The 10,784-nt window shown below is 68.4% G+C and carries 13 protein-coding genes and 1 riboswitch; of the genes, 4 read left to right on the top strand and 9 right to left on the bottom strand.

Going from position 1 to position 10,784, the window contains the following annotated elements; genetic code table 11:
• Nucleotides 1-33: 33 nt before the first annotated feature.
• Nucleotides 34-353, bottom strand: a riboswitch (cobalamin riboswitch).
• A gap of 39 nt (nt 354-392) precedes the next feature.
• The 3 genes from L0984_RS13040 to L0984_RS13030 all read left to right on the top strand — a co-directional run bounded on the left by L0984_RS13040 (nt 393) and on the right by L0984_RS13030 (nt 2,155).
• Nucleotides 393-638 (top strand): DUF904 domain-containing protein, encoded by a 246-nt coding sequence (locus L0984_RS13040; RefSeq protein WP_234193998.1) that lies wholly within the window; start codon nt 393-395, stop codon nt 636-638.
• Nucleotides 635-952, top strand: coding sequence for a cell division protein ZapA (locus L0984_RS13035; RefSeq protein WP_234193997.1), 318 nt, complete (start codon nt 635-637; stop codon nt 950-952). The genes L0984_RS13040 and L0984_RS13035 overlap by 4 nt, the downstream gene beginning before the upstream one ends.
• A 387-nt stretch (nt 953-1,339) precedes the next feature.
• Nucleotides 1,340-2,155: a sulfite exporter TauE/SafE family protein gene (locus L0984_RS13030; RefSeq protein WP_234193996.1), complete on the top strand. Its 816-nt coding sequence runs from the start codon at nt 1,340-1,342 to the stop codon at nt 2,153-2,155.
• A gap of 18 nt (nt 2,156-2,173) precedes the next feature.
• Here L0984_RS13030 and L0984_RS13025 read toward each other — a convergent pair whose 3' ends face one another.
• Both L0984_RS13025 and hemN read right to left on the bottom strand, forming a co-directional pair.
• Entirely contained in the window at nt 2,174-2,914 is a 741-nt protein-coding gene (locus L0984_RS13025) for a sulfite exporter TauE/SafE family protein (RefSeq protein WP_234193994.1), read from the bottom strand.
• Nucleotides 2,915-2,924: 10 nt separating this feature from the next.
• Nucleotides 2,925-4,346, bottom strand: a complete 1,422-nt coding sequence (gene hemN / locus L0984_RS13020) for an oxygen-independent coproporphyrinogen III oxidase (protein ID WP_234193992.1) — start codon at nt 4,344-4,346, stop codon at nt 2,925-2,927.
• Nucleotides 4,347-4,539: 193 nt separating this feature from the next.
• On the opposite strand from hemN, the gene fnr reads away from it, so the two are divergent.
• A complete protein-coding gene (gene fnr / locus L0984_RS13015; protein ID WP_234193990.1) occupies nt 4,540-5,259 on the top strand; it encodes a fumarate/nitrate reduction transcriptional regulator Fnr in 720 nt (239 codons plus the stop codon).
• 92 nt (nt 5,260-5,351) lie between these two features.
• Here fnr and L0984_RS13010 read toward each other — a convergent pair whose 3' ends face one another.
• From L0984_RS13010 to ccoN, 7 genes are all read right to left on the bottom strand, one after another.
• A complete protein-coding gene (locus L0984_RS13010; RefSeq protein WP_234193989.1) occupies nt 5,352-5,618 on the bottom strand; it encodes a hypothetical protein in 267 nt (88 codons plus the stop codon).
• Nucleotides 5,619-5,718: 100 nt separating this feature from the next.
• Complete coding sequence (locus L0984_RS13005; protein ID WP_234193987.1) at nt 5,719-6,015, bottom strand: FixH family protein; 297 nt, start codon at nt 6,013-6,015, stop codon at nt 5,719-5,721.
• 43 nt (nt 6,016-6,058) lie between these two features.
• Nucleotides 6,059-7,507, bottom strand: coding sequence for a cytochrome c oxidase accessory protein CcoG (ccoG, locus tag L0984_RS13000; RefSeq protein ID WP_234193986.1), 1,449 nt, complete (start codon nt 7,505-7,507; stop codon nt 6,059-6,061).
• 64 nt (nt 7,508-7,571) lie between these two features.
• The gene (ccoP, locus tag L0984_RS12995; protein WP_234193984.1) at nt 7,572-8,495 is read right to left on the bottom strand and encodes a cytochrome-c oxidase, cbb3-type subunit III; all 924 of its coding nucleotides are present in this window, start codon (nt 8,493-8,495) and stop codon (nt 7,572-7,574) included.
• A gap of 37 nt (nt 8,496-8,532) precedes the next feature.
• A complete protein-coding gene (locus L0984_RS12990) occupies nt 8,533-8,673 on the bottom strand; it encodes a cbb3-type cytochrome oxidase subunit 3 (RefSeq protein ID WP_081682489.1) in 141 nt (46 codons plus the stop codon).
• Between the two features lie 19 nt (nt 8,674-8,692).
• Nucleotides 8,693-9,325, bottom strand: coding sequence for a cytochrome-c oxidase, cbb3-type subunit II (gene ccoO / locus L0984_RS12985; RefSeq protein WP_076503425.1), 633 nt, complete (start codon nt 9,323-9,325; stop codon nt 8,693-8,695).
• 19 nt (nt 9,326-9,344) lie between these two features.
• Nucleotides 9,345-10,784, bottom strand: coding sequence for a cytochrome-c oxidase, cbb3-type subunit I (gene ccoN / locus L0984_RS12980; RefSeq protein WP_234193983.1), 1,440 nt, complete (start codon nt 10,782-10,784; stop codon nt 9,345-9,347).

Genomic DNA, 10,784 nt, shown 5'->3' with positions numbered 1-10,784 from the left:
CGTCATGGCAGCCGCGCTCCTGTGGAGGGCGCGTGGCCGCCGCCTGTGTTGGCCGGTATCCGGGCTGGCAGCACGCGCCGGCCGCCTTCCCAGGGATCGCGTGTCGACGATCTCCAGTGGCTTGCTTGGACGACGTGGCGCATGTGCGAGACATGCGCCGGCTGCTTCACCGTTGCGGGGGCAGCGCAGGCCTGCCGGTGGCCGGCGCCGGGTCCGATCCTGCTTCCTGCCGAGGGGCGGAAGGGTTCGGTCCCAGTGCCGGCCGTGCGCGCTGGCATGCGCGCGGGCTCCTGCTTCCCGTTGAACTGCGACGCGCGAACCGCGCCGCGAGCACCAACAACGGCGCGCATTGTAGGCAGACGCCGACAGGCCGGCCCCTACAATCGCCGCCCATGTCTGCACCGAGCCCCATCGATCAGATCGCCGAGCGCGTGGAACGGCTGCTCGTCCGCCACGAGGAAATGCGGCGCACCAATGCGCTGCTTGTGCAGCAGGTCGATGCACTCACCCGCGAGCGCGACGCGCTGCGGGCCAGGCTGACGACGGCCCGCACCCGCATCGACGCCATGCTGGAACGGCTGCCCGCCGAGCCGGGCGCCGATGCCGACGCCTCCACTTCCACGCCCGCCACGCCATGAATCAGATCGAAGTCCGGATCATGGGCCAGAGCTACCTGCTGGCCAGCCCCGACGATGGCGAGCACGCCCTGCGCGAAGCCGTGGCGCGGGTGGACGCGGCCATGTGCAGCATCCGCGACGCGGGCAAGGTGAAGGCGCGCGAACGCATCGCGGTGCTGGCCGCCCTCAACCTGGCGTACGACCTGATCCAGCACGAATCGGCGCCTGCGCCTACACCCGCTCCGGCCGCGATGGACGAAGGCGATCCCGAGCGCGCAGCCCAGCTCCTCCGCCGCCTCGACCAGGCCCTGGCCGGCGACGGATTGCTGCTGTAGCGCGGCGGCGTTTACGCACGTCTCGGGCTGCCTTGCAAGCCCCGCACAACAAGGCCAACACGGCGCATGGGACACTGCAGACCGGTCGCAACCGACGCATAGAATGGCCTCGTCTGCGGTGCCGCCGGGCTTTATATTTCCTTGAACCAATGCTCTATGGAGCCCGGGCTTGGTACATCGCCTGGCAAGCGTGATCATCTCGCGTCAGATGAACCCAATGCCTTGCTGCCCTCGCCCACCTGAACCCTGCGTTCAGGATGACGGTCCGGTCGCATTCGCAGACACCTCTTCCTTCAACGGCCCCTCCATGGGGCCGTTGTCATGTGTGCCCTTCCCCGACGCACACGCGGGCCCTGCACCGCACCCATCACGACACCCGGAGACTCCATGAGCATCGAACCCCTGCTGATCGTCGAACTCGGCCTGCTCGGGCTGGGCGCCGGCTTCCTGGCCGGCCTGCTGGGCATCGGCGGCGGCATGCTGATGGTGCCCTTCCTCACCTACATCATGAGCACGCGCGGCGCCTCGGCCGACCTGGCGGTCAAGATGGCCATCGCCACCTCGATGGCGACCATCATGTTCACCTCCATCAGCAGCGTGCGCGCGCACCACAAGCGCGGTGCGGTGCGATGGGACATCGTGCGGCACCTGGCGCCCGGCATCGTCATCGGCAGCCTGGTGGGCAGCCTCGGTGTGTTCGCGCTGCTCAAGGGCTCGGTGCTGGCCATCTTCTTTGCGGTCTTCGTCGGCTTCTCGGCCACGCAGATGTTCCTGGACAAGAAGCCGGCCCCCAGCCGGCAGATGCCCGGCACGGGCGGCCAGCTGGCGGCGGGCGGGCTGATCGGCTTCATCTCGGGCCTGGTGGGCGCGGGCGGCGGCTTCATCAGCGTGCCTTTCATGACCTGGTGCAACGTGGCGATCCATGCGGCGGTGGCGACGAGCGCGGCGCTGGGCTTTCCCATTGCCGTGGCCAACGTGGTGGGCTACATCGCCAGCGGCTGGTCGGTGCAGGGACTGCCGCAGGGCGCCTTCGGCTACATCTGGCTGCCGGCGCTGGTGGTCATTGCCGTGTGCAGCGTGCTGATGGCCCCCCTGGGCGCGCGCGCCGCCCATGCGCTGCCCGTGAAGAAGCTCAAGCGCGTCTTCGCCAGCGTGCTTTATGTGCTGGCGGCCTACATGCTGTGGAAGGGGCTGAGCGCCTGACCGGCAGGCGCCCGCCGCTCACGCGCACCAGCGGGCGATCTGCGCCTGCATGTCCATCCACAAGGCCTGGCCTGCGACGGCGGCGAGCAGCACGCCGGCGATCCGGGTGCCCAGCTCGCGTCGCAGGCCGTCGAGTCGCCCACGCATCTGCGACCACAGCCAGGGCGCGACCCACAGTGCTGGCGCCGAGGCTGCGGCAAACAGCGCCATCACCCCCGCGCCCTCGACCGGCCCCGCCGCCAGCGCAGCCAGCATGAGCGCCGAATAGAGCAAGCCGCAGGGCATCAGCGCCCAGGCCGCTCCCAGCACCAGCAGCCGGGGGGCCGTGGCTGACCACGGCCGCAGCCGCCGCGCGGCGGTGTGGCCCAGCCGCGCTGCCCACAAAGGCTGCCGGCCCGCCACCGCCAGCATCAGCCCCCAGGCCAGGATGAAGCCATGCATCAGCCCCCACAGGGGCCGCAGCGCCTCGGCATGGCTTCCGAGCGAAACAAGAGCGCCAAAGGCCGTCGCCACCACGGCGCCGGCCGTGGAATAGCCACCGATGCGGCCCAGGTGGAAAGCCGCCGGGCCCGCCCAGGCCGTGACCGCGCCGGCCCGCACCAGCCGCACCGGCCGGGTGAGGGCCATCGCGCCACCCTCCGGCGGCGCGGACGAGGACTGCTGCAGCAGCCCGCCGCAGGCTGCGCCGCACATCGCCACGCAGTGCGGCGCACCGGCCAGTCCCATCAGCAGGGCAGAGAGCGCCAGGCCGCCGGTCATGCCGGTTCCTTCAGATGATGCGCGAGAAGCGCGTGCGCGCCCGGTCGGCCTGCAGGTAGCGGTCGAACACCATGGCGATGGCGCGCACCACGTACCAGCCGGCCGGCGTGACCTCGAGTTCGCGCGCATCCAGGCGCACGAGCCCCTGCTCCGCCAGGGGCTGCAACGCCTGCAGCTCGGCCGCGAAGTACTGGCGGAAGTCCACCAGATTGGCGGCGCCCATGGCCTCGAAGTCGATGCGGCCCTGGCACATGATGGCCATGATGACCGCGCGGCGCACCACGTCGTCGCGGCCCAGGGCCAGGCCGCGCACCACGGGCAGTTGGCCCTGCTGCAGCCGGTCGCGGTAGTCCTCCAGCGTCTTGGCGTTCTGGCTGTAGCTGGCGCCGACGCGGCCGATGGCCGAGACGCCCAGGCCGATGATGTCGCAGTCGGGCTGGGTGCTGTAGCCCTGGAAGTTGCGGTGCAGCCGGCCCTGGCGCTTGGCCACGGCCAGGGCGTCCTCCGGCACCGCGAAATGGTCCATGCCGATGTAGACGTAGCCCGCCTCGCCAAACACGCCGATGGCGCGCGAGAGCATGTCGATCTTGGTGGGGCCGTCGGGCAACTCCTGCGACAGGATGCGACGCTGCGGCTTGAAGCGCTCGGGCAGATGGGCGTAGGCGTACAGGGCGATGCGGTCGGGCCGCAGCTCCACCACCTGCGCCAGCGTGCGCTCGAAGGACGTGCTGTTCTGCCGCGGCAGACCGTAGATCAGGTCGGCATTGATCGAGGCGAATCCCAGCCGCCGTGCCGCCGCCATCAGCGCGAAGACCTCGGCCGCGGGCTGGATGCGGTGCACCGCCTTCTGCACCTGCGCATCGAAGTCCTGGATGCCGAAGCTGAGGCGGTTGAAGCCCAGCGCCGCCAGGTGCGCGAGGCGGGCCTCATCGACCGTGCGCGGGTCGACCTCGATGGAGCATTCGGCGCCGGGCAGGAAGTCGAAGGACTCGCGCAGCGCCGTCATCAGGGTCGAGAGCTCCTCGTCGCTGAAGAAGGTGGGCGTGCCGCCCCCCAGGTGCAACTGGCTCACCGGCTCACCCCGGCCCAGTTCGGCCACCTGCAACCGCAGCTCGCCGAGCAGGTCCTGCAGGTATTCCGCCGCGCGCTCGTGATGACGCGTGATGATCTTGTTGCAGGCGCAGTAGTAGCACAGCGACTCGCAGAACGGGATGTGCACGTACAGCGACAGCGGCAGTGCCCGCGCGCCCGCCGCCTCGCGGCGCTGGATCAGGGCCTGCGCATACTCCGCAGGGCCGAAGGCCTCCACGAAGCGGTCGGCGGTGGGATAGGAGGTGTAGCGCGGGCCCGGCACGTCGAAACGCCGCAGCAGCGACGTCGACAGCACCGCGGGCTCGGCCGCGCAGGAGGACGGGATGGGCAGGGAACTCATCGCAGCAAGAGGGCACAGCAGCGCCAGGGTTGTTGCCTCTAATGTGCGTTCGAAGTCATGATCGGCGCTTGATCCACGTCAAACAGAAAGTTGATCGCTGTCGGAGAATGACCGACAAGGGAGCCCTAGGACGCCACAGACCCCGCGAGTGAAGCGTCGGGCCGTCCTCCCAGCCTACAGAGTCGGACACATCATGACCCCAGAATCCATCAAAGTCGCCTGCTCCAACTGCAACCTGCGCGAGCTGTGCATGCCCGTAGGCCTCTCGCCGGAGGAACTGCAGCGCCTGGATTCGCTCGTGGCCACGCGCCGCAAGGTCCGCCGCAAGGAATTGCTGTTCCACAACGGCGAGCAGTTCGTCTCGCTCTACGCCATCCGCACCGGCGTGTTCAAGACCCGCATCACCTCCGAGGACGGCCGCGACCAGGTCACCGGCTTCCAGATGGCCGGCGAGATCATCGGCCTGGACGGCATCGTCAACGACCGCCATACCTGCGACGCCGTGGCGCTGGAGGATTCCGAGGTCTGCGTGATGCCCTTCGACCGCATCGAGGAGCTCTCGCGCGAGGTGTCGGCGCTGCAGCGCCATGTGCACCAGATCATGAGCCGCGAGATCGTGCGCGAGCACGGCGTGATGCTGCTGCTGGGCAGCATGCGCGCCGAGGAGCGCCTGGCCGCCTTCCTGCTGAACCTGGTGCAGCGCCTGCATGCGCGCGGCTTCTCGGCCTCCGAGCTGGTGCTGCGCATGACCCGCGAGGAGATCGGCAGCTACCTCGGCCTCAAGCTCGAAACGGTGAGCCGCACCCTCTCCAAGTTCGTCGACGACGGCATCGTGGAGGTGAACCAGCGGCATGTGCGCATCCTCGATGCGGAGGCGCTGCGGCGAATGGTGAATCCGACGGTCTGCGCCTGAGGCGCGGACGGTGGCCGGCTCGCTCGAGCCGGCCGCAGCATCGACAGACCGAAGGGACGCTTGCCGCGTCCCTTTTTTCGTTGTCGAGGTATTCAGGCCGGGCCGCCTGGCCCCGGCTGCGCATTGACCTGGGCCGGCGTGCGCATCAGCAGCGCCGTCGTCGCGCTGCACACCATGGTCACGACCCAGAAGCCGAAGAAGCCCAGCGCATAGATGGCCTGCCGCGGCATCTCCAGTACATGGCCGAACCAGCGCAGTTCCGCCGGATCGACGAAGCCGAAGACCAGGAACTCCATCAGGCAGGCCGCCAGAAAGGCCGGCCAGGCGATGGCCATCAGGCAGTGAGGCTGGCGCAGCATGCGGGAGGTCTCCGTCTTCTGGTTTGCGGGGCGCCGACGACCCCGCCGCAGCGGGGCATGTTTGGCCGCGGAAGGCCGTGCCGGTGAGCGACGCGCCATGTCAAGGCTGCGCGGGAGGCAGGTTCCGGGTGGGCGTGGTGACGTGGTTGCGGGCCTGCTGCGCCGGCGTCAGCGCGCGCTGGGCCTCCAGCGTGCGGTTGATCTCGATGCCGCGGCGGTAGTAGTCGGCCTCGATCACCGGATCGGGGCGGTTCACCGCCAGCCACAGCGTGGCAAAACCGGCCACCACCACCACCGCGGGACCGCCCACCACCATCCACATCAGCGGATGGCGCCACCAGGGACCGCTGGAGGGCTCGACCAGGGGGGCGGAAGCAAGCGTCGTCGGGTTCGTCATGGGGTCCTCGTCGTGATGGATGCGAAGTCGATGGGCCGGGCCATCAGCGTGGTACCAGGAACGCGGCCTTCTCGGCCACATGGGCGCCGCCGCCCTCCTCGCCCACCTCAATGCGCACGCTGTGCGAACCGGGGGCGGCACTGCCATAGGGAATGCTCAGCCGCACGGCCACCCAGCGGGCCTCGGCCGGACCGACTTCCACCGGCGTGTCGGGCGAGACGGCGATGCCCTCCAGCCCCTGCGCGGCCAGGCGGTACTTCTGCGGCCGCTCGGTGGCGTTCATGATCTGCAGGCGGTAGACGTTCTCCAGCCGGCCACCTTCGGCGATGCGGGCCAGCGAGGCGCGGTCGCGCACCACGTCCACCTTCAGGGGTGTGCGGGCCACCAGGCTCACCAGCATGCCCACCACCAGCAGCATGAGCACCGAGGCGTAGATGAGCACACGCGGCCGCAGCACCCGGCGCCACAGCTGCGCGCGGCTCCAGTGGCCGGCCATGCCGTTGACCGTGTCGTAGCGGATGAGACCCTTCGGGTAGTTCATCTTCTCCATCACGGTGTTGCAGGCATCCACGCACTGACCGCAGCCGATGCATTCGTACTGCAGCCCCTTGCGGATGTCGATGCCCGTGGGGCAGACCTGCACGCACAGGTCGCAGTCGATGCACTCGCCCAGGCCGCGGGCCTTGTAGTCCACGCTGCGGCCCCGCGGCGCGCGCGGCTCGCCTCGGCCCGGGTCATAGGTGACGATCAGGGTGTCGCGGTCGAACATGGCGCTCTGGAAGCGCGCATAGGGGCACATGTACTTGCACACCTGCTCGCGCATGAATCCCGCGTTGCCATAGGTGGCGAAGGCATAGAAGAAGACCCAGAACACTTCCCACGAGCCCATCTGCGTCTGCAGGAAGGCCAGCCCCAGCTCGCGCACCGGCGTGAAGTAGCCCACGAAGGTGAAGCCGGTCCACATGGCGATGGCGATCCACACGATGTGCTTGTAGGCCTTCTTGACCAGCTTCTCCATCGAGAGCGACTCGCCGTCCAGCCGCATGCGCGCCGTTCGGCTGCCTTCGATCTTCTGCTCCACCCACATGAAGATCTCGGAGTACACCGTCTGCGGGCAGGCATAGCCGCACCACAGCCGCCCCGCCACTGCGGTGAAGAGGAAAAGCGACAGCGCCGAGATGACCAGCAGCCCCGACAGGTAGATCAGGTCCTGCGGATAGAGCACCAGCCCGAACAGGTAGAAGCGCCGCGATGCCAGGTCGAAGAGCACCGCCTGCCGCTCGCCCCAGCTGAGCCACGGCAGGCCGTAGAACACGAGCTGCGTGGCGAACACCATGGCCCAGCGCCAGCGCGCGAACATGCCCTGCACCGCACGCGGGTAGATCTTCTTGCTGGCGGCATACAGCGACACGGGCTCTTCGGCCGGCGGCTCCGCGGCGATGGGGATGACGCGCCGAGGGTTGGGCGTGGGCGCGTTGGAGGATGCGGACATGGCGTTGGGGCGCCCGCGGGCGCCTTCGTTCGTGGGGATCAGGCTCGGAGGGTCATGAAGCCACTCAAGGCTTGGCCGACGCGGTGGTGGCGTTGTGGGACAGGCCCCAGACGTAGCTCGCGAGCACGCGGATCTGCGCCTCGGTCAGCCGCTCGTTCTGCGCCGGCATCACGTTCTGCTTGCCGTTGTTGACCATGGCGATGATGGCGGCCTCGCCGTAGCCGTGCAGCCAGATGTTGTCGTTGAGCCGCGGCGCACCCAACGCCTGGTTGCCACCACCGTCTGCACCGTGGCAGGCGGCACAGACCGCGAACTTGGCCTTGCCCAGGCCGGCGCGCACCGAGTCGTGCGGGCTGCCCGACAGGCTGAGCACGTAGTTGGCCACGTTCTTCACGTCGTCCGCGCTGCCCACGGCCGCGGCCATGGGCGGCATCACGCCGACCCGCCCACCGGTGATGGTCTCGATGATCTTCTCGGGCGTGCCGCCATGCAGCCAGTCGTTGTCCGTGAGGTTGGGAAAGCCCTTGCTGCCGCGCGCGTCGGAGCCGTGGCACTGGGCGCAGTTGTTCATGAAGAGCCGCTCGCCGATGGCGTGCGCAGCCGGGTCGGCCGCCACCTGCTCCACCGGTGCGCTGGCAAAGCGCGCATAGACCGGGGCCAGCTCGGCATTGGCCTTCTCGACCTCGGCCTTGTACTCACCGGCCGAGCTCCAGCCCAGCTTGCCCTGCACGCTGCCCAGGCCCGGGAAGAAGGCCAGGTAGCCCACCGCGAACACGATGGTGATGATGAACAGGCCCACCCACCACAGCGGCAGCGGGTTGTTGGCCTCGCGCAGGTCCTCGTCCCAGACGTGGCCCGTGGTGTTGTCCTTGTCGCCGACGACGCGCTTGCGCGCCGTCATCCACAGCAGGATGGCGCAGCCCAGGATGCTCAGCACCGTGGCGGCGATGACGTAGTTCGACCAGAAGTTGTTGATGAAGTCGCTCATCGTGATCTCTCTCGTTCGATGCGTTGGCGCGGGGCGCTCAGTCCTGCTCGAAGGGCAGCCGTGCTGCCTCCTCGAAGCCGGCACGGTTGCGCCGCGCGTATGCCCAGGCCACGATGCCCAGGAAGAGCACGAAGCACACGACGGTGGCGATGGAACGCAGGGTGGTCAGGTCCATGATGTGGGTACTCCTCGTTCGCTTACTTCAGGGCCCGACCCAGCGACTGCAGGTAGGCGATGGTGGCTTCCATCTCGGTCTTGCCCTCGACGGCGGCCTGCGCGCCGGCGATGTCCTCGTCGGTGTAGGGCACGCCCACCTTGCGCAGGGCCCGCATGTGGGCCGGCAGGGCCGCGGCGTCGACGGTGTTCTTCTCCAGCCAGGTGTAGGCCGGCATGTTGGATTCGGGCACCACGTCGCGCGGGTTGTTCAGGTGGATGCGGTGCCACTCGTCGCTGTACTTGCCGCCCACGCGCTGCAGGTCGGGCCCGGTGCGCTTGCTGCCCCACTGGAAGGGGTGGTCGTACACGAACTCGCCGGCCACCGAGTAGTGGCCATAGCGCAGCGTCTCGGCGCGGAAGGGGCGGATCATCTGCGAGTGGCAGTTGTAGCAACCCTCGCGCAGGTAGATGTCGCGGCCGGCCAGCTGCAGCGCCGTGTAGGGCTTGAGGCCGGCGATGGGCTCGGTGGTGGACTTCTGGAAGAACAGCGGCACGATCTCCACCAGGCCGCCGACGGCGACGACCAGCAGGATCAGCACGATCATCAAAAAGTTGTTGGTCTCGACCTTCTCATGCGAGAAGCCGGTGGACGTGGAGGGCGTCGTCTGGCTCATGTTCTTGTGCTCCGTTCGTTCAGGCATGGGCCGCTTGCGGGGCCGGGATGGTGGCGCGCACCGCACGGCCCGAGATCACGGTCATCCACACGTTCCAGGCCATGACCAGCATGCCGCCCAGGTACAGCAGGCCGCCCAGCAGGCGCACCACGTAGAAGGGGAAGGTGGCCTTCACGCCTTCGGCGAAGGTGTAGGTGAGCGTGCCGTCGGGGTTGATGGCGCGCCACATCAGGCCCTGCATCACGCCGGCGATCCACATGGCGGCGATGTAGAGCACGATGCCGATGGTGGCCATCCAGAAGTGCAGCTCGATGGCCTTGATGCTGTGCATCGTGGTGCGGCCCCACATGCGCGGGATCAGGTAGTACAGCGAGCCCATCGAGATCAGGCCCACCCAGCCGAGCGCGCCGGAGTGCACGTGGCCGATGGTCCAGTCGGTGTAGTGGCTGAGGGCGTTGACGGTCTTGATGGACATCATCGGGCCCTCGAAGGTGGACATGCCGTAGAAGGACAGGGCCACGATCAGGAAGCGCAGGATCGGGTCGGTGCGCAGCTTGTGCCAGGCACCCGACAGGGTCATCACGCCGTTGATCATGCCGCCCCAGCTGGGCGCCAGCAGGATGAGCGAGAACAGCATGCCCAGCGACTGCGTCCAGTCCGGCAGCGCGGTGTAGTGCAGGTGGTGCGGACCCGCCCACATGTAGGTGAAGATCAGCGCCCAGAAGTGCACGATCGACAGGCGGTAGCTGTAGACCGGGCGCTCGGCCTGCTTGGGGATGTAGTAATACATCATCCCCAGGAAGCCGGCGGTGAGGAAGAAGCCCACCGCGTTATGGCCGTACCACCACTGCACCATGGCGTCCTGCACGCCGGCATAGGCCGAGTAGCTCTTCATCCAGCCCGCCGGCACCTCGGCGCTGTTGACCACATGCAGCAGGGCCACGGCGATGATGAAGGCACCGTAGAACCAGTTGGCCACGTAGATGTGCTTGACCTTGCGCGTGCCCACCGTGCCGAAGAACACGATGGCATACGACACCCACACCAGCGTGATCAGGATGTCGATGGGCCATTCGAGCTCGGCGTATTCCTTGCCGGTGGTGTAGCCCAGCGGCAGGCTGACGGCCGCGGCCACGATGACGGCCTGCCAGCCCCAGAAGGTGAAGGCCGCGAGGCCCGGCGCGAACAGGCGCGTCTGGCAGGTGCGCTGCACCACGTGGTAGCTGGTGGCAAAGAGCGCACAGCCGCCGAAGGCGAAGATGACGGCGTTGGTGTGCAGCGGACGCAGGCGCCCGTAGCTCAGCCAGGGGATGCCGAGGTTGAGATCGGGCCAGGTCAGCTGGGCGGCGATGATTACGCCGACGAGCATGCCGACCACGCCCCAGACCACGGCCATCAGCGAGAACTGGCGCACGACCGTGTCGTTGTAGAGCGCCGCAGGTGAGTGGGAGGACTGCAT

Source organism: Pseudacidovorax sp. NFM-22 (genome assembly GCF_021401245.1).
Lineage (GTDB): Bacteria > Pseudomonadota > Gammaproteobacteria > Burkholderiales > Burkholderiaceae_C > Xenophilus.
Note: the sequence above shows the minus strand (reverse complement) of the source record. Positions and strands in the feature narration are given on the sequence as shown.